We start from the raw sequence: 19,953 nt of genomic DNA, 5'->3' as shown, positions 1-19,953 counted from the left end.
CTGCAGAACTTCCAAAACATTCCAACTCTATTCTACTAAAACAATAATTATAAAACAAAAGCCCTCTTTCGAGGTCTTTTGTTTTATTGATTTTTAGAATGTTATTCAAATGTCCAAACATCGTTTTGAACATTATTTGCTTCGCCTGTTCCTGCAATTACCCATGCCTTGTTTTTAAAGACAACCGAAGAATGCCTAAATCGTCTTGAAAATGGCGCCGCATTAATGGCTTCCGTCCATATTTTTCCATCTGTACTGAACCACGCATCATTTTTCCAATTAAATTCTTCATCAATACCACCAATAACCCACATTTTATTATCGAATACGATGGATGTATGGGAGAATCGACCCGTAAAATCGGCATCTTTAGATAAAACATCCCAATTAATTCCATCTTTACTGAACCAAACATCACCCAATCTCTCATCTAATTTATTTCTTCCGCCAATAACATAGATTCCATCCTCAAAAGCTACCGTAGAGTGCAAATTTCGAGCTTCAAAACCAGCATCTCCGGAAACCTCTTTCCAAGTAAAACCGTCTTGGCTTACCCAAACATCATTTTGTAGGTTATTGTCCGTATCAACTCCACCTATCAACCAAATCTTATTGTCATAAACTACAGAGGTATGTCCGGCCCTACCATTAAATGGGGCATCATTAACGACGACATCCCAAGTTTCACCATCTTTACTTGCCCAAACATCATTTTTAATTTTGCCCGTATCGTCAAAGCCACCAATCACCCACATCTTACCATCAAAAACTACCGACGAGTGAGCTGCACGCGCTCCATAATCTGCAGATTCCGTAGCGAGCTCCCAATTTATACCATCTTCGGTAAACCAAACATCTTTAAATGGTACGGTACCCGCTCCTATAATAGACCCTCCTATTACCCATATTCTATCTTCATATACGATTGAACTATGAAGTTGTCGTGCACTAAAAGCAGCATTAGCGGTTTCAGGAACATCATTAAAACGTAAGGGTCTGGTTGAAAAAGTTCTCGTATCGCTCGTTACACTAGCTCCTTCAGAATCTCTTGCAACAACCTTCCAAGCGTATTCCTTCGTTAATTCTAGACGATCTTTGACCTCATAACTATTGACCTCAATATCTTCTGCAAATACCTTATCCGCTGCATCACCTTCATCTAAGTATAAATCATACACAACAGTATCACCATCCGGATCGGTACTAGCATTCCAACTAAATATGGGTAAAACGTCTACCTCCACCGCGGCATCCGGTAGAACTACCAATTCAAACTCAGATGGAGCACTATTTTCTTCTTCGGCAACTTCGGTATCATCCTCCGTATCAGATTCAATAGTCTCTTCAATAGGAGCTGGAGGGTCATTATCATTTTTACTACAAGACAAGCTAAGCAAGAGAAAGGTTAAACAACTTAATTTCAGTAAGGTTTTCATTTTATTATAGTTTAAAAGTTATTCTCGCAAGGTATTCTGAGACTTATTCGAAACCTTCAGGGGATTCCCTGAAATAAAAATATCAGGGTTAACCCTGAAATGTTGGATAAGTAAAATAAGATCCTTAATTATATAGACTGTATTAAAATTCTATACTTCGTTTTCGCAAGTGGTTAGAAGGAACACATTACACCACAAATTGTTATTACCCTCCTACCAAATATTCCAAACTATTGATTTTAAGTGTTTTAAAAACTAGGGGTTAACCCTGATATAGAAAAATCAGGGAATACCCTTACGCTTTAGCACTTTTATAGAAATACTTTAGTCATAGAAAATTGAGAAAAAATATAGCGATAGAAATGAGTACACAAAGTGCGGGTTGAAATTTACGATAACCCTATGATTACTTATCGCGAGAAGATGGTACCAACTAATACAAAACTCCGAGAACATGAAAAACATTTTAATAGTAGGCGCATCTGGACATGGGGGTATGGTTCTGGATTGCATTAACAAAAAAGGACAATATAATGTTTTAGGCTTTATAGATTCTTTTAAAAAAAAGGGTACAAAAAAATACGGACTTGAAGTTTTGGGAACAGAGCTAGACCTTCCGTGGCTTGTATGGCGTCTAGACATACAAGGTGTTATTATAGCAATTGGAAACAATTGGACCAGAAAAATCATGGTGGATAAAATCAATACTATCTGCCCGCTGCTTGAAATGGTTACCGTGGTACACCCTAGCGCCATTATAGGCATGGGCGTCAAAATCGGAAAAGGAACCGTAATAGCACCGGGAGCCATAATAAATGCGAATTCCCAAATGGGTGATTATTGCATTCTAAACACCAATTCCTCACTTGGACATGACGGAATTATGGAAGATTTTTCCAGTGTTTCTTCAGGGGTATGCACCGGAGGAAACCTTACGCTTGGCAAATATTCAGCTATATCCCTTGGGGCAAATGTTATTGAGAATATTTCTATTGGCAAACATAGTCTTATTGGTGCCGGTTCTCTGGTCATTAAAAATGTGGCATCATATTCCCTAAACTATGGAACACCAGCACGTTTTATAAGAAAAAGAAAAACGGGAGATGCTTACCTAAACGGCGATGCCAATTGTGGTCAGTCATACGCTGTGCATAATGAAACTAATAAAAAATCTTATGTTCAATAGGGTGCATAACATAGAATTTTCAAATAAACCCACTACGTGGAGAAGTTCATTTTTTTGGCTACTGGACCAATTTAAAGGTTCCAAGATCCGTAAACATTATGATGCCATAAAACGAATAAACTTAAACCATGAATCCGATTACGCCACGCAGCAACGCACTACCTATTTAAACCAGATTTTACATCATGCTGTAAAAACGGTACCCTATTATAAATTTTTGGGAATAACCGCCACTTCTCTCCAACATTTTCCGGTAGTAAATAAAAATCTGATCAAGAAAAATAGCAAATCATTTCTTTCCGAAAGTTACGTAAACAAAAAAACATTCAATGCCTCTACAAGTGGTTCAACAGGAACGCCTTTTACGGTAGTTCATGATGAAAATAAAAAAAAGCGCCATAAAGCCGATGTGCATTTCTTTTGGGAAACAGTTGGCCATACCTGGGGCCAAGGGTTTTATTATTTTAGAATTTGGAACAAACAGAACAGAAAGAGCAAATTCATTCAAAAAATACAGAACATTAGCCCAATAGATGTTTTTAAACTAAACGACAGTAAGATTAAGGAATTCCTAAACCGAATCATATTTGGCAATGCTCCCAAAAGTATACTTAGCTATGCCTCTGCGCTAGATGGAATTGTAAAATACCTAAAACGCCACCCTACCGATCTATCCAATGCGAAAGTCATCTCTATTATAGCCATGTCCGAATCATTGGACAACCCCACAAAAAATTATTTGGAAGTACATTTTGGTTGTCCCGTTGTTTCTCGTTATGCGAATACCGAGAACGGAATGCTAGCCCAGCAAACCCCCTTCTTAGAAAACAATTTTCTTTTAAACCTAGCCAGTTATCATATTGAGATTTTAGATACTAACGCAGACATTCCGCTAGAAGATGGCAAAACGGGAAGAATTGTCGTAACCGATTTTTTCAACCGTGCCATGCCCCTAATACGCTATGATACGGGAGACCTAGGAGCTATGAAAAAAATAGAGATAAACGGAAACATTCACTACGTCCTAAGTACTGTTGAAGGTCGAAAAATGGACGCTATATTCAACACTAAAGGTGAACCTATTTCTCCTTTTACCCTCACTAATAATATGTGGAAGTACAATAGATTAAATCAATACCAATTCATTCAGAAAGGTAAAAACAATTATGAGTTTATACTGAACGTACAAACTAGTTTTACGCGCGAAAAGGAATTGATCAATGAGTTTAAAGGCTATCTGGGCAGTAATGCCAACCTGGCCGTTACCTATGTAGATGAAATACCGTTGCTGTCTTCCGGGAAACGAAAAAAAGTACTCAACCTAACCGAAAAATAACTTAACACAAAATACAATGGCAATACACTTTACCAATCCAGGAAGGATCAAAGTATTCCTTAAAGACCCCAAAAAAAAAGGTATTTTAAAAATTCTTAAAGAGGTATTCGTACTCTGGACCACCAGAAAAGAAGTGCCTATGTACTATTTTAAGCATCTTTATAAAAAAGAAGTTAAAAATTATAAGGATTATTTAAGTACTGACTTAAACAATCGGATACAGCGGAGCCCAAAACTTAACAAGCAAGAATACACCTCCATATTAAATAACAAACTGAATTTTGCTCTTTATTGTGAAAAGCATAAACTAGCAACCCCAAAACTTATTGGTCACAACTTTGGCAAAAGCTTTTTTTTAGAGAATGGCATTTGTGAAATTTCTACATTAAATCAATTGATGCAAGCTTACGAAGCCATATTTCAATCTACACCCGCCAAAGCAATTTTCTTTAGACCATTATCACTTTATGGTGGCAAAGGCTGTTTTAAATTAAGTAAAGAAAACTTGCAAAAAAAATTACAATTAGAATATGAAAATCTTATAAGCGGTAATTATGCACATACCGAAGTTATAGCTCAACATCCTGAAATCAATGCTATTTACTCAAAATCCATAAACACCCTTCGTATACTAACGCATATGGAAAACGGAGAAGTGGATATTATTACTTCTAGCATGCGTTTTGGTGCAAAAGGCAATGTTGTAGACAATACTTCATCGGGAGGACTTACCATAGGTATCAACCAAAAAATAGGCACTTTAAAACAAACTGCCTATTTTGATATAGAGTTTGGCGGCGAACAAACAAATAAACATCCTGACACAGATTTTGTATTACAAAATTTTAAGATTCCTTACTATAAAGAAGCCTGTAAATTGGTAAAGAATGCATCAAAACACATTCCTAATGGAATGGTTGGTTGGGATGTGGCCATCACTCCTTACGGGCCAATTCTTATAGAAGGAAACGAAGACCCTAGTCTTTATATAAGCGACATACTAGAAGGAGGACTTTTAAAAAATTCCAAAATGTTAAAAATGATAGCTAGGATTTAATAGGCAAAGGCATATTTTAAATAGTAAAGTTAGAAATGCATAAGAAATTAAGATGTCTAATTTTTCAACAACCCCTTTTCCATCGCGATTTTTATTAGCCCAACACTGTTACGGGCACCTAGCTTACTTATAAGATTCATACGGTGGGTTTCTACGGTTTTGGAACTGATACAAAGTTTATCGGCAATTTCGTTGGTAGTGAGTTCTTCTGAAATCGCAGTCAATACTTCTTTTTCGCGGCGGGTAAGTTTAGGAATAAAAGAACTTGCTTTCTTCTGGCCCAATGAACTTTGGAGTAGCTTTTTCTGAATGTCTTTTTGCAAGTACTGCCCACCATCCAAAACAGTTTTAAAAGCAGTAATCAATTCTTCTTTACTCGTATTTTTCAAAAGATAACCACTAGCTCCGTTGCTCAAAATTCCCTTTACAAAAGCAATCTCGCTAAAACTACTTAATGCGATGATTTTTAATTTTGGAAACGATTCAATTAATTTTTTACATAAATCTATACCATTACCATCCGGCAAATTAATATCCAACAATAAAATATCAGGTTGCTGTTTGGATAGTCCTTCAACCGTTGTTGCAACACTGTTATATTTGTATGATATGACCATATCCGGTTCATACCTGAGCATGGTTTCTATGCCCTGTACCACCATTTGATGATCATCCGTAATAGCTATGGTTATCATGGTTCTTTGGTTTTGGTATCCATTGTAATGGTATATGATGTCCCTTTTTCGTTAGAAACAAAATCCATTGTGGCATTCAAATAATCCACCCTAGATTGAACGTTTTGCATGCCAATACCATCGCTTTTTACCGTTTTAGGATCAAAGCCCTTACCATTATCCTCAACAGTAAGTTGTAACGTATTTTTCAAATGACTCAGTTGTACATTAATTTCATTGCCCTGGGCATGCTTAATGCTATTGGTTACCAACTCTTGAACAATTCGGAATAGATTAGCTTCTTGTTTCTTATCTAAGTTTATATCTTCCCCTACCTGCTGAAAATTAACTTCAGACTCATGAATACTATCCATACTTTGACAATACTCTTCAACCGCTTCCAAGAGGTTGAAATCTTTTAAAGAAGGCGGTACTAGATTGTGCGAAATTGCACGCACTTGTTCACAAGAATTATCGATCATAGTAACGGCTTCTTTAATTACCGTATTGTTCATCTCGAGCAAGGAAGACAGTTTAAATTTAATAGCAGAGAGATCTCCATTAACCCCATCATGCAGTTCTTTGGCAATACGCAAGCGTTCTTTTTCTTCGCCTTCCATCAGCGATTCTAGGGTTTTTACTTCTTGTTCTCTTTCTATGGAAACCAACTGCTGTTGCATACGCTTTTGGCGTTGGTTGAAAGAGAACCACAATAATATAGATCCAAAAAGGAGGGAAACGATCAATATGGTCATAGTACGGGTTTTTGATTTGCTTTCTTGTATTGTTAATTTTTGGTCTGACAAAGCCAATTGCTGTTCGGCAATTTCTTTGTCTTTTTTTTCGGTTTGGTATTTTTTATCCAAGGCATTTACCACCTCAATCTTTTCCTTGTAAATCATGCTATCTTTTAATTTATTATGCTCTTGCATAAACCCATAAGCTTTCTGGTAATCTTTATTTCGTTCATGCAGTGTTGACAACATAAAAAGTGCCTTTTTAGTGAGTTCATTCAATCCGCCTTCTCTTCCCAGATCTAGAGCACTATTAATATAAGCCTCCGCTTCCTTATAATGTCCTTGGTTTAAAAGCACATCACCCAAACTAATAAAAAGATCTTTTTTGAAATAAGTATAGTTATTTTCTTGAGCTAATTTTAATGCTGTTATGTAATAAGGAATCGTTTTTTCATACATATCTTGATGTAAATAGAATTCACCCCAATTTCTATTTACAAAAAAATGCAACATCTGGTCTGAGACATTTTCTGAAAGACTATCCGCTCTTTTTATATAAAATTCGGCCTTGACAAAGTCCTTTTTCATAAGATATGGCAATACTAAATCACTATTCGTGAGAGCAATTTTAGCAACATTGTTCTCATCAGTAAATTTTAAGGATTTTAATAGTAGTTCTATTTGCTTATCATAATCATCTAATTCTAGATATACCGCAGATAGATTAACATAGGCATCGCTTAGACGTGTACTATCTTTTCTTTCTTCAAGAATATGAATACCGTGTAAATGATTTTTAATTGAACTCTCAAGTTCTCCCTTGAACATAAAACTATTTGCTCTATTTAAGGAAACTTTCATTTCGTTTAAGCTTGACTTGATGATTTTATTAACGTCCTCCGCCTTTTTATAATAATACAAAGCCGAATCATATTGAGCTATATTGGATTGTACTAAGCCAGCATATAGACTTGCTTTAAAAGCGCCGTTGTGATAATTGTTTTTCTTGCTAAGGTCAAATGCTTTTTTATAAAGAATTAATGCCTTGGTAGGTTCCGAATATTCAATAGCTTCAGATTCTGTAATTATATCCAGAATCTCCAATGTATCAACCCCCTTCGTCTGTCCAAAGGCAGAACCTGAAAACAACAACAAAATAATACAAACGGATAGTAATTTTTTCATAAAGGTTGGTTTTCAGGTTCTTAAAGATATTGATTTTCTTAAAAGCATTACTAATCAACCCTTTTGACCGTAAAAATTTTATAGTACACCGTTTGTTTTCATGTCCTAAAAATTCAAAATCGTAAGCAGTAAGATGATATAAAAACGTGCTGGTTTCAACGCTATTTAGTTTAAGCTAATGCAAGATCAAAATTTAACTTCACGAAAACCTCAAGGAATTCCCTGAAATAAAAAACTCAGGGTTTACCCTGAGTTTTATCCTTTCTTTCTGTAGGCATATATTCAATTCCGTTAAAATCTATTTTAGCAATTTGACTAAGCTCTTTCAATTGATAGTTTAAGTACAGTACAAGTAGCAAGAAGATTTCAACACCTACAAGCAACCAAGGATTGATTCCATTAACCAAACCCGCTATGGGTTCAGAAAGTAGTGCAGACGTATTTAAAAAAATGAGCGCTAATAATACAATTGAAATTTTCATAACTGTTGTTCTTTAGGTTATTTACAATTGCAAATTCCTGAATAAGAACAAGATATGCATCAGGGGATTCCCTGAAAAGTTAAATTCAGGGTTTTCATGGAGAAAACTTTTAAAAAAGAGGTTCAATACATTTTTAACTTTTTAATCTTATTTAGATTTATTTAAAATAACTACATTTGCTTTATAATTAGAACGAAGCCCGTGTCAAAAAAGAAGAAATCGTCCAAAAAGAAGGATAAAAAAGGAGCAAAATCCGAACTTCTACAACGTAAAGTTGAAAATGCACTTGCAGATAACGTGAAGCTGAAAAGCAAGTGTTGTAAAAAGTTCAAAAAAAACGAAAGCAAAAGGTGCGGTCGTTGTCCTTGTTTTGACCTTCTTAAAAAAGTGGCTTAAACCATTTCTCTCTTTAAAAACTTACCTGTCTACTTTTACGATTTCTTGATTTAAAAAAGGAAATAGACCTCCTATATTTGCAGTATGCTCAAGATTGCGTATCACCCTATTTACAAACATTCCTTACCCGAAGGGCATAGGTTTCCAATGCTTAAGTACGAGTTGTTACCCAAACAGCTTTTACATGAAGGCACGTGTACGCTTGAAAACTTCTTTGAGCCAGAAATACCAAACGATAAATACATTGTTGCTGTTCACGATCCTGAATATTTCTATGATCTTTTAAATATAAAAATCCCATCTCGTGAGGCACGAAAAATAGGTTTTCCGCTGACTGAAGACTTAGTCGAACGCGAACGAATTATAGCAGATGGCACTATGCAAGCCTGTTTGTTCGCAATTATCAATGGTATAGCCATGAATATTGCCGGGGGCACTCATCATGCCTACTCAGACCATGGCGAAGCTTTTTGTATGCTAAACGATCAGGCAATTGGCGCACGTTTTTTACAGGCACAGAACTTGGCTAAAAAAATACTGATTGTAGATTTCGATGTGCACCAAGGGAACGGTACTGCAGAAATTTTTAAGAATGATAACTCTGTTTTTACATTTTCCATGCACGGCGCTAGTAATTATCCCTTTAAGAAAGAACAATCGGATTTAGACATTGCCCTCCCCAAAGACACTGGCGACAGTGATTATTTGTCCTTATTGAGGGAAACTTTACCTAAACTGATTTCCAAAGAAAAACCGGATTTCATCTTTTACCTTTGCGGTGTAGACGTTATTGCGTCGGACAAACTTGGCACTTTAGGGTTAAGTATTGAAGGTTGTAAAGAGCGGGATGCGTTTGTACTGGAAACTTGCAATCAGCTTCAAATACCAGTTCAATGTAGTATGGGCGGCGGCTACTCTCCGGATATCAAAACTATTGTTGACGCTCATGCCAATACCTTTCGTCTTGCTCAAGAAATCTATTTCTAACGTATAACTTTTCTTTTTCATCAACTGAACTATTAATAATTCTATCCATTTATTCTGTATCTTAACGGAAGACCCGAGCTCCAATAACACCATTATTACCGATAGCGTCTATTTTTTTCGAATTTAAACGTTGAAGGTTTTCAAAATACATCTAGTTTTGTCGTCATTATGAAAAAGACCATAACCTTACTCTTTATTTTCCTTACAATTGGCACATACGCTCAAGACTCTATTGTAGCACCTACCGAAAAAAGATGGGACATGTTTAAATACGACTTTGTAAATATGTTTAAAGGTGTGGGGTACTCCTATGCAAGACCACTTCATTGGAAAGGGCAGCAATGGGCGCAACTGGGCGGTGTGGTAGCGGGTACGGGAGCAGTTTATCTTTTTGATGAACAAAGCTCTGAGTTTATTCAAAGACAAAAAGAAAGTGTACCCCATATTATTCGTGAATATGGTGAACTTTATGGTAGCCCAGAAAATAATTATTTAGCAACATCAGGTGTTTATATAGCCGGACTGATTACCAAGAATGAAAAACTTCGCCGTACAGGTGTTCTTCTAATCGCATCTGCAACTTCTTCAGGTTTTTTACAACAAGTTTTAAAGTCTGTTGTAGGTCGTGCCAGGCCAGTTGCGGAAAAAGGGAAAGATACATTTGACCCTTTCAATTCAAACCGAAACTATCATTCTTTTCCATCTGGGCACGCATTATTGGCATTTACCAATGCCTATGCTATTGGTAAGCAATTTAAAAGTCCGTGGATAAAAGCAGGTGTTTACACTTTGGGAGCTATCCCCGGAATTTCACGTATTTGGGATGGTCAGCACTATTTAAGTGACTTTGTTTTTGCGGTTGCAATTAGCGTAGCTACCGTAGAATCTATTGACAGATACCTTGATAAAAAATACGACGAAAAATACAACGACCAAGCTAAAAAGACGAGTTGGAACCTCAACTTTGGCCCCGGAACATTGGGTGTTGTTGTTCAGTTTTAAATTCTTCCCAGTTTAGAATATCAAATACGTGCTCAATACCAAAGCTGTGATAGCTGCCCCTGCTATAAAAGCATATTTCCATGGCTCAACACTAACAGCATCCGTAGTCATAGGTTCGTAATCCGTATCCCTTGGGTAGAGTTTTCCGATTACCAACATGATGATAATGTTCAGAACGAATAAAATAGCCATTACATGTAAAAAGTGTGGATAAGCTTCTGCCTGTATCACACTCAAGGCCTTTGCTTCAGTTATACCATTCTGAGCAGCCTCAGCAAGTGCATTATCTACAAAATAGGGCTTGATAATAAACTGACTTATAGAATACAGAACAACCCCTGAAATCACCCCAATTTTAGCGGCTATTGCCGGTACGCGTTTGGTAAAGAAACCAATAACGATTACGGTTAGAATTGGAATACTATAACAACCATTTGCTTCTTGTAACCAAGCAAAAAGTCCTTGTGGAGCATTCGCAATCAACGGTGCCACGCACATTCCTAAAATGCCAAGTACAAGACCGAACACCTTACCCGCCTTTACTGTTTCTATTTCAGTAGCGGTCTTTTTAAAATATTGTCTATAAAGATCAAATCCGAATAAAGTAGCACTACTATTTAATAAACTATTGAACGAACTTAGAATGGCACCAAAAAGTACCGCAGCAAAAAGACCTGTAAATGCTGCAGGAAGCACTGTGGCAACCAATTTAGGGTAGGCTTGATCAGGATTGTCTAGTTTACCTTCAAAAATATGCCAAGCAATAATACCTGGTAGCACTACGATTATTGGTATCAAAAACTTCACTAAAGCGGCTAGTATTACTCCTTTTTGCCCCTCCTTTAAATTTTTAGCTCCAAAAACACGCTGTAAAATAACTTGGTTCGTTCCCCAATAGAACATCTGCACAAGCATCATTCCTGTAAAAATAGTTCCAAAAGGAATAGAAGCATCTACATCTCCTTTTACGTTGAATTTCTCAGGATGAGTTTCCCATAAAATAGATATTCCATCGCCAATACTACCGTCTCCAATGGCCAGCAACCCAAAAACAGGAATAAGAAGACCACCGATCAAAAGTCCTATTGAGTTGATAAGGTCAGAAACAGCAACAGCCTTCAATCCGCCAAAAATTGCATATATAATACCAATAGTACCTATACTCCAAACACAGAGCCACAGCGTGGCCGTATCAGAAAGTCCAAGAAGACTAGGTAAATCAAACATTGTACTAAAAGCCAAGGAACCCGAATACAGTACCGAAGGAATCACCACAATAACATAACCTGACAAGAATAAAGCCGTAAGAATGGCTTTTGTACCATGATCGAATCTATCTTCCACAAATTGCGGAATTGTTGTTATACCACCTCTCATGTATCTAGGAAGCAAGAATACAGCAGTTATAATCATCGCAATAGCCGCCAATGTCTCCCAAGCCATTACCAGAACACCTTCGGTAAATGCTTGTCCGTTCAGCCCCACAATCTGTTCTGCAGAAAGATTGGTCAAAAGTAGCGAACCAGCAATTGTGATTGCTCCTAGACTTCTACCGGCAAGAAAATAGCCATCAGCAGAATTTTCATTGGTACTTCTTGTAGCATACCAAGCGATAACGGCTACTAAGAGTGTAAAACCTACAAAAGAAACTATTGAGAGCATATTTTTGGTGTTTTAAGTTGGTGTTGAGCAATAAATATAACTTAACTATCAGTTATCAATTTTCTTTAATACGCGGCACGGATTGCCTACAGCTACCACATTTTCAGGAATATCTTTAACGACTACACTACCTGAACCAATGACACTGTTATCACCTATGGTAACACCCGGATTTACAATTACACCTCCACCAATCCAAACATTGTCTCCAATATAAATTGGTTTTGCATATTCAATTCCTGAATTACGGGCTTCAAATTCCAAAGGGTGGGTAGCAGTGAGTAACCTTACTCCCGGCGCTATCATCACATTTTTACCTATGTAAACCGGCGCGGCATCCAAAATAATACAATCAAAGTTAGCATATGAATTTTCTCCCCAATAAATATTGAAGCCATAATCGCATGTAAAACGATTTTCGATGTAGAAATTCTTACCAGTTTCGCCAAAAAGCTCTTTAAAAAAATGCTTACGCTGCCGTTCCTTATCCATTGGTATAGCCTCAATTTCACGCATTAATCTTCTTGCGTTTAACCTACCTCTTACCAACTCCCTATCATGTGGATTGTAGGGCAGCCCATTAATCATTTTTTCTTTTTCCGTCATTTGAAGTCTACTATATTTTCTTGGCTCTAATGATTCCACAGGCGGGAACCTCTATTTCTAGTACACCTTTCGAAAATACTACATTATCTTCCCTTATCAAACTTCCTTGGCAATCATAGATTTTACAGCGGTAAGTTCCTAAATCTATAGTATTTCGGACGATAACTTGATCTGCAATTTGACCATTTAAGATATCTATAAGTTTATGAGCATCATTAAGCTCAGTAACCCAAGCATCATAAACACCAATAATTAACTGCCCATTCTTAGATACCCTTTCTGTGGGATAGTTGGCAAGAGGTTTAGAAGGAAGAAAATCACCGTTCATAAGAACATCTGCATTTTCATTCCAGTACTTGGTGTAAAACCCGATCATATTTAAATATTCCTTAGGAGTTTCACTTAACATTACCGAAAGTTGAGGGACACCAAAAAGCGTATTGATGACTTGAAGTGCCGCAATTTCTAACGGTTCATCTGCATGCCAAGTAACCATATCGGAATGTACAGCGGTATTACCCGCAAGCATACGTATATCTGCAATTCGCAATCGGTTCATGGTAGCATCTCCCGGGCAATCAAAAGCCCGGAACATGTTTCCATATTTACGCATTGCCGGTCCAGTATATTTCTGTCTGAACTCGATAAAGATTTCGGGGTTTATTTCTGTTAAAGCATTTTTTACGTCTGTCAACAAACGGTCAACAGCGCCGTTAATAGAAGCGTAATCTGCATCTGACCCTAACATAGTAGGTGTGTCTTTGTAAAATCTAAAATCGTCTATAAAGTCTAGTTTAAAACCGTCTAAATTCCAGTCTTTAGCTGCATTTGTATAAATATCGATTAGGTATTGCCTTACATCTGGATAACGTGGGTCAAAAACAGGTGCCCATCTGTGGTCTTCTGTTAAGTATTTCCCTTTAAAACGTTTAAAGGCTTTTGATTTTTCGCCACAGAACGGCACTGAATACCACAGGGCTACTTTCATTCCCGTTTCATGTACGCTTTTTACGAATTCCGCCATTTCAGGAATACGATCCGGCTGCCAATCGCCAGTAAAATCATAACCTCTATTTGTGTCAAAGGTTTGCCAGCCATCATCAATAATAATTGCCTCGTAACCTAAATCCTTAGCTAATCTACATTCCTCTAAAAGCAAGGGTATTTCTAGGTTTTGATGAAACTGATACCAGGTAGAATACAATGGTTTTTTAGCGATTTCCGGAACATAAGCCGGTTTTAACTGCTCAAAAGTTTCCCACCAGGAAGACACATCACGGAGACTATCAGAAAAATGCTGATTTTGATTATCCAATCTTATCTGTGCTTTAAAATTTTTGAGAGGATAGTGCTGCTCCATAAAAAACGTGATATGACAATAAAAACAATTGTCTTCTTCACGCAAACGTGCATTCATTTCCAATTTATTGATAGCGTTGGAACAAGCAAAGGTTAAAACATTCTCATCACTATTTCCAAAAAGAGATATTACAGGAGAATCAATAGAAATTCTAGATTCCATATTATCTAACTCCCAATCTGCCTGAATACGTTTGTTAAAATCTGTTGTAGGCTTCCAAACTCCCTTTACATTAATCGCAGGAACCTTCCATTGCAGTGTAATTGGTTTAGGAACCATTTGTTCATCACTGCTAACTTCAAAATCATAAACCAGAGTACCTGCATGGTCATATACTTTCTTAAGGGATGTTACTAAACTCTGTTCCGTTCCTATTATAGTGATTTCGGGATTTGCTGTAATGGTCTTCTTTACAATCATCTTTTTTATATTGTCCAGTAATTAATTAGCAATTGATGGTTTTCTGACTTTTCTCTTTTAGCAAAAAAAATTATATCTAACACCTGTATTTATTACAGGAAAAGGAGAAAACAATTTTATATGTTACGTTATGCTATTCTATGCTACATAACGAAAATAAGATTTTTTTTAACACCGTAGACAAAAATCTAACATCCGAAATAAGAAATAATCAATTTAAGACCTTAAAATTATATAATTTTAAATTTAGAGAGATAACTTTTGCAGTAAACACAGCCTTAAGAAAGGTGTTACAAAGAATTGCGCTTAAACAGTTTTGATGTAACTATAGTTTGAGAAACCATATTGTTTTTAACGTGATGTGCAGCCATTGTGGCCATATCTTTAAAATCTGTAGAAATGGTCGTGATGCCTCCAAAGGCAATTTCTTTTATAATATGGTCATTATGGGATAGAACACCCACATCTTCCCCTACTACCAACCCAGAATTATGACAATCTTTAAGCAATTCCCAAAGTGAGGTATCGTTTATAAAAAAATAGACTGTTTCTTTCTCTAGTGAACCCTCTACATAGTCCTCTAATACAACTCCGTTTAAGCCATAATCAGCCACGAACCTATGAAATGCCATCAAAATTCCCCTTGGGTAATCCTTATTCTCCGCAAAGAAAAGCACTATCTTCTTATACTTTTGTATATGCGGAAGCAACTCTATTAGCTTATCAAAAGTAGTTGCCTCAAATTCCTGCGCGATATAGGAATATTCCTCTGGCATGGACAAATACCTATCAACAATCAAAAGTTTTTGGGGTTCAATAGATTCAAGGAGTGGTCTTATTACCGAGTTAGGTATGGGTGCTACTACATACATTCCGTACTTACCACGGATATTATTAAAAATAGTCTCAAAAATGGCAACATTATTATGATGAAAAAAGACATCTATTTGATAGCGTTCTCCTAACTCTTTCCGAAACGTATTATAAAAATCTTCTTGAAAACGTTGAAATGAGAATAAAAGTAAAGCTATTCTTAATGTTACCTTCGTTTCATCACTAATGATAAAGTACCCTTTCAACTTTTTTGACTCTACTAAGCCTCTCTCCTTTAACTCCTCGTATGCTTTAACGATTGTCTTTCGTGCATAACCTATATCACTTACCATTTTATTTATTGATGGTAATTTGTCTCCAACAGAAAGCTCCCCGGAGTCCAAAGCTTCAATTACACCGTGCACCAATTGTTCGTGCTTTGTTAAACTATTTACTTCTTTTAGTCGATGGATTATATGGAGTAACGACATTAGATAATGTTAAAAATTAAAAACTTCAGCTAATTTGTAAGTATAATAATACAAATCTATCATAATAAACTTCTAATATCATGATTTTTGCGATACAAATAAAAAAATAAACATTTCACAAAAAAATAAATATCCATTTCATATTAAACAAAAATACCTGACAGATTATAAACAAATTTCAATCAAAGAATATTTAAAGTCAAATGAAGAAAATGATTTAACCATAAGACTAAAAGTCGCATAACTGAATAATCAACTAATTTTTATGTTACTTTTTCCATCTTAAGCTCTCCATAATCCCACGAATATCATTTTGAAGATAGGCTGCCGCCGGATAAATGGAATCATAATTGGGCCTAGTGTAGAAATACAACGAGCCTGTTACAAAATGGTTAGTACTATCAGTAACATAAAATTGCGCTTGTGAGGCTGCATTGCCACTAACCTCAAAGAACATACCGTAAACTCCGTTTTTCTCATTCACAAAGGGTTGTTCCGCTATACCGTCAGCCTTTACAGCATGCTCATAACTTAACCTTTGAGCATCAGAAAGTAATTTTTGAACATTGTCCTCTACCTTTTTATAGTTGATGTAAATTTCCCCCCTCATCTGAGGATACCCTAAGACTAGTGAAGTCTTTGTTTTGCTTTTTATATTAGCTTGGGTATTATATTTAAAAGAGAAGTGATCGGTCTCTAACTCTCCCTGTTTTGGTGCACCATACTCTAGTCTAAGCTGGGCTTTAGGCTTGGGCAAAACTTCTTCATTACAGCCAACAGCCAAAATAAAAACCATTAAAAGAAACCAACTATATCTGTACATCCTGGGGCAACGTTATTTTAATTTGCTTCAACCTCTTTTTGTCTAAGCTTTCTACTATGAACTGATATTTATTAAATACAATCACTTCACCTCTCTTTGGGAAACTTCCTGCTATCTCAAGAACAAAACCAGCAATGGTCTCGGATTCCCCCTTTTGTTCCTCAAATTCGGTTTCGTTTTCAATTTTTGCGACTCTATAGAAATCCTTCAACGCGGTCTTACCGTCAAAAACGTAATTAAAATCATCTAATTTTGAAAATATAAGGTCTTCATCATCAAATTCATCACTTATATCTCCAACTATTTCCTCTATAATATCCTCTAAAGTAACAATACCAGAAGTACCACCATATTCATCTACCACTACTGCCAAATGATTCTTCTTTTCCTGAAATTCCAACAACAAATCGTCAAGCTTTTTATTCTCTGGAACAAAATATGGCTCCCGAATTAGTGTCATCCAATTAAAGGTCTTCCTGTCTATATAAGGCAACAAATCTTTAACGTAGAGCACTCCAAGAACATTGTCCATGTTCTCTGAAAAAACCGGAATTCTAGAATAGCCATGCTTTTTAATTTCACCTACCACCTCTAGAAACTTCATGTCTTCACTAATCGCAAATATATCTATACGAGGGCGCATGACCTGTTTTGTATCCGTGTTACCAAACGTAACTATACCTTGCAGAATTTTTTGTTCTTCTTTGGTAGTATCGCCATCTGAGGTTAATTCTAAAGCTTGGGAAAGTTGATCTATACTTAAACTGGATTTTTGTTTACCCAATTTATTGTACAAAAAAAGAGTACCAGCTCTCATAGGTAGACTCAAAGGGCTGAACAGAAAATCTAGCACATTAAGCGGATAAGACATTAAGTGGGCAAATGCAATTCTATTTCGGTTTGCGTATACTTTGGGTAAAATCTCTCCAAACATCAATATTAGAAAAGTAGCTACTACCACCTCCAAAAGAAACCTAACCCATTCCAACTCTACGTTAGCAAAGAGCGAGTTCCCTATATTACTAAAGAGTAGCACAACGCCAATATTAATAGCATTATTTGCTATAAGAATGGTGGCCAAGAGTTTTTTTGGCCGTTCAAGAAGCTTAATAATTATATTACCTCGTACGCTTTTATTTTCTGCAATTTCATTGACCTCTGTCTGCGAAAGCCCAAAGAAGGCCACCTCCGCACCCGATATTAAGGCAGACAACATTAACAATACAACAAGAATTGTGATTTCAAATGCAAATGCACCTGTTAAAGTCATAAAGTAAGGTACTAAGCTAAGGGGATCAGGGTCCAACAGTCAGAAATTTAGTAGTAAACAGTGGTTTGTGAATATAACTTTAGCGCGAATCTCTGCTTGGTATTTGGCCAGGAAAAGTCCGAAAATGCTGCGAAACTACAATGGTCTGAATATGCTTGTGTCATAGGTATTGATTGTATTTCTAGGGGTTTACTAAAAATACATAATTTTTCTTAGAAAGGAAGATCATCTTCCTGATCAGGACGAGCTAATGGAGCAGCTTTAGGACTACTTGATGCACTTGAAGCCGCATTTTGTTGCGGCTTTTGCCCTCCAGATTGCTGGTTTGCCATACTTTCTTTCTTTGTAGAAAGAAATGTAAAATCCTGTACATGAACTTCGGTACTGTAACGTGTGTTGCCATCTTCACCTTGCCATTGGCGGTTTTTCAAACGGCCCTCAACATAAACTTTATCGCCTTTACTTAGATACTTTTCGCATATTTCCGCTGCCTTGTTTCTAACAACAATATTATGCCAATCTGTATTGGTAACGCGCTCTCCGGTTTGTTTATTGGTATAGGTCTCATTAGTAGCAATAGGAAAGCGACCAATTGCCCCTCCTCCTTCAAAATAATGCATTTTGACTTCATCACCTAAATGGCCAATCAACATTACCTTATTTAACGTACCGCTCATAATCTCCTTTTTTGCAATTTGAATCTACAAATATACTCGTTTTTTAGCCTCCATTACCACCTGTTTCTCTTACGATTATCAAATTTAACCTATACATTAACAGAAATTAATAATGTGCAAGAGGCCACTATTGGAAATAGGTCTTTTTAAAACGCTCTAAAAAGTCTGCAATAAGAACAGGAACGGGATATTTCTCTACATCTTCAAAGGATACACCACCGTCTTGTTGACTTCCTTTTGTATGCACGATCCAAAACGTAGTATATAAATGTTGATGAGATAATTTGTGTATAATAGCGTCGGTGTTAAACTTATCGACGGATACAATTTCAGGCTGATAATCAAAACTGTTCAATTGCCGAGTAAAACTTTCCTTTATTAAGCTTTCTTCAGACTCTATCAGAGGAAATTGCCATAGATTCTGCCAAATTCCCTTCCCTTTTCGTTGCTCAAGCATCATTTTAGTGTCTTCGGACATAAAAACAACGTAATTGAAATACCTATCACGGACTTTAGTCTTTTTTAACTTTACAGGTAGCTCACCTACTTTGTTGGTTTGAAGTGCAACACAACTTTTATTTAGGGGACATTCATCACAATTTGGTTTTTTTGGCGAACATTGAATTGCACCAAATTCCATGATACCTTGGTTATAATCACGAATGTTTTTAGCATTCATTACCTCTCTTGCTAACTTTTTGAAATATTTAACACCTTCGGTACTATTGATAGCCAAATCAACACCAAAATAACGTGCTAAAACCCTATAAACATTACCATCTACAACGGGTTCTGGCCTATCAAAACAGATGGAAGAAATGGCACTTGCAGTGTAGTCTCCCACCCCCTTTAGCTTCAGTAGTTCCTTATAAGTATCAGGGAAATCACCCCCATACTCACCTACTACCATCTTAGCTGTAGCATGTAGATTTCTTGCCCTAGAATAGTACCCCAAACCTTGCCAAAGCTTTAAAACCTCCTCTTCAGAAGCGTTTGCCAAGTCATGGACTTTAGGGTAATTACCAATGAATTTCAAGTAGTACGGAGTACCCTGTACCACCCGTGTTTGTTGCAACATTATCTCCGAAAGCCAAATCTTATACGGATCACGTGTACCCCTCCACGGTAGGGTTCTTTTATTTTTGTCGTACCAAACAAGAATTCTCTCTGAAAAAGTCATTTTTATAACTGCTATGCGACAAAATTAATGGTTTATAAAACGATATAAGCCTTCCAGAACGGGCATAAATTGAAAAGTGAAGGTGAACGACTTAAAATTAACCCTTTAGCACGAAAGATTGATTTTAATTTATATATTTGCATCCCAAAAAAATTATACTGAAAATTTAACAC

Annotated in this window: 17 protein-coding genes; 5 read left to right on the top strand and 12 right to left on the bottom strand. The window is 36.4% G+C overall.

Annotated features, from left to right (window positions below; translation table 11 throughout):
• Positions 1 to 101: 101 nt before the first annotated feature.
• Positions 102 to 1,436, bottom strand: a complete 1,335-nt coding sequence (locus IWB64_RS07640) for a Kelch repeat-containing protein (RefSeq protein WP_194533446.1) — start codon at positions 1,434 to 1,436, stop codon at positions 102 to 104.
• A gap of 454 nt (positions 1,437 to 1,890) precedes the next feature.
• On the opposite strand from IWB64_RS07640, the gene IWB64_RS07635 reads away from it, so the two are divergent.
• From IWB64_RS07635 to IWB64_RS07625, 3 genes are read left to right on the top strand one after another with little or no spacing between them, the layout of a single operon-like run.
• Positions 1,891 to 2,622 (top strand): acetyltransferase, encoded by a 732-nt coding sequence (locus IWB64_RS07635; RefSeq protein WP_194533445.1) that lies wholly within the window; start codon positions 1,891 to 1,893, stop codon positions 2,620 to 2,622.
• Entirely contained in the window at positions 2,591 to 3,958 is a 1,368-nt protein-coding gene (locus IWB64_RS07630; RefSeq protein WP_194533444.1) for a phenylacetate--CoA ligase family protein, read from the top strand. Before IWB64_RS07635 ends, IWB64_RS07630 begins: the two co-directional genes overlap by 32 nt.
• Positions 3,959 to 3,974: 16 nt before the next feature.
• Entirely contained in the window at positions 3,975 to 5,015 is a 1,041-nt protein-coding gene (locus IWB64_RS07625) for a sugar-transfer associated ATP-grasp domain-containing protein (protein WP_194533443.1), read from the top strand.
• A gap of 56 nt (positions 5,016 to 5,071) precedes the next feature.
• Here the strand turns inward: IWB64_RS07625 and IWB64_RS07620 are convergent, their stop codons facing one another.
• The 3 genes from IWB64_RS07620 to IWB64_RS07610 all read right to left on the bottom strand — a co-directional run bounded on the left by IWB64_RS07620 (position 5,072) and on the right by IWB64_RS07610 (position 8,093).
• Complete coding sequence (locus IWB64_RS07620; RefSeq protein ID WP_194533442.1) at positions 5,072 to 5,710, bottom strand: response regulator; 639 nt, start codon at positions 5,708 to 5,710, stop codon at positions 5,072 to 5,074.
• Positions 5,707 to 7,611, bottom strand: a complete 1,905-nt coding sequence (locus tag IWB64_RS07615; RefSeq protein WP_194533441.1) for a tetratricopeptide repeat-containing sensor histidine kinase — start codon at positions 7,609 to 7,611, stop codon at positions 5,707 to 5,709. The genes IWB64_RS07620 and IWB64_RS07615 overlap by 4 nt, the downstream gene beginning before the upstream one ends.
• 236 nt (positions 7,612 to 7,847) lie before the next feature.
• Positions 7,848 to 8,093 (bottom strand): hypothetical protein, encoded by a 246-nt coding sequence (locus IWB64_RS07610; protein ID WP_194533440.1) that lies wholly within the window; start codon positions 8,091 to 8,093, stop codon positions 7,848 to 7,850.
• 480 nt (positions 8,094 to 8,573) lie between these two features.
• Here IWB64_RS07610 and IWB64_RS07605 point away from each other — a divergent pair, with 480 nt between their 5' ends.
• Together IWB64_RS07605 and IWB64_RS07600 are read left to right on the top strand one after the other, a co-directional pair.
• A complete protein-coding gene (locus tag IWB64_RS07605; RefSeq protein WP_194533439.1) occupies positions 8,574 to 9,476 on the top strand; it encodes a histone deacetylase family protein in 903 nt (300 codons plus the stop codon).
• A gap of 168 nt (positions 9,477 to 9,644) precedes the next feature.
• Entirely contained in the window at positions 9,645 to 10,478 is an 834-nt protein-coding gene (locus tag IWB64_RS07600; RefSeq protein ID WP_194533438.1) for a phosphatase PAP2 family protein, read from the top strand.
• A gap of 12 nt (positions 10,479 to 10,490) precedes the next feature.
• Here IWB64_RS07600 and IWB64_RS07595 read toward each other — a convergent pair whose 3' ends face one another.
• The 8 genes from IWB64_RS07595 to mutY form a co-directional block, all read right to left on the bottom strand.
• Positions 10,491 to 12,140 carry a solute:sodium symporter family transporter gene (locus IWB64_RS07595; protein WP_194533437.1) on the bottom strand — a complete coding sequence of 550 codons (1,650 nt, stop codon included), beginning with the start codon at positions 12,138 to 12,140 and terminating at the stop codon, positions 10,491 to 10,493.
• Between the two features lie 48 nt (positions 12,141 to 12,188).
• A complete protein-coding gene (locus tag IWB64_RS07590; protein WP_194533436.1) occupies positions 12,189 to 12,746 on the bottom strand; it encodes a sugar O-acetyltransferase in 558 nt (185 codons plus the stop codon).
• A 10-nt stretch (positions 12,747 to 12,756) separates the two neighbouring features.
• Complete coding sequence (locus IWB64_RS07585) at positions 12,757 to 14,526, bottom strand: glycoside hydrolase family 36 protein (protein WP_194533435.1); 1,770 nt, start codon at positions 14,524 to 14,526, stop codon at positions 12,757 to 12,759.
• Positions 14,527 to 14,816: 290 nt separating this feature from the next.
• Entirely contained in the window at positions 14,817 to 15,830 is a 1,014-nt protein-coding gene (locus IWB64_RS07580) for a GntR family transcriptional regulator (RefSeq protein WP_194533434.1), read from the bottom strand.
• Between the two features lie 268 nt (positions 15,831 to 16,098).
• Entirely contained in the window at positions 16,099 to 16,653 is a 555-nt protein-coding gene (gldD, locus tag IWB64_RS07575; RefSeq protein ID WP_194533433.1) for a gliding motility lipoprotein GldD, read from the bottom strand.
• On the bottom strand, positions 16,640 to 17,959 hold the full coding sequence (locus IWB64_RS07570; RefSeq protein WP_394370085.1) for a gliding motility-associated protein GldE: 1,320 nt from the start codon (positions 17,957 to 17,959) through the stop codon (positions 16,640 to 16,642). The genes gldD and IWB64_RS07570 overlap by 14 nt, the downstream gene beginning before the upstream one ends.
• 176 nt (positions 17,960 to 18,135) lie before the next feature.
• Positions 18,136 to 18,600 carry a single-stranded DNA-binding protein gene (locus IWB64_RS07565; RefSeq protein WP_194533432.1) on the bottom strand — a complete coding sequence of 155 codons (465 nt, stop codon included), beginning with the start codon at positions 18,598 to 18,600 and terminating at the stop codon, positions 18,136 to 18,138.
• A 127-nt stretch (positions 18,601 to 18,727) separates the two neighbouring features.
• Positions 18,728 to 19,780, bottom strand: coding sequence for an A/G-specific adenine glycosylase (gene mutY, locus IWB64_RS07560; protein ID WP_194533431.1), 1,053 nt, complete (start codon positions 19,778 to 19,780; stop codon positions 18,728 to 18,730).
• Positions 19,781 to 19,953: the final 173 nt, after the last annotated feature.

It is taken from the genome of Zobellia nedashkovskayae (genome assembly GCF_015330125.1).
In the GTDB taxonomy this organism is placed as follows: domain Bacteria; phylum Bacteroidota; class Bacteroidia; order Flavobacteriales; family Flavobacteriaceae; genus Zobellia; species Zobellia nedashkovskayae.
This window is presented reverse-complemented; position numbering and strand designations above follow the sequence as displayed.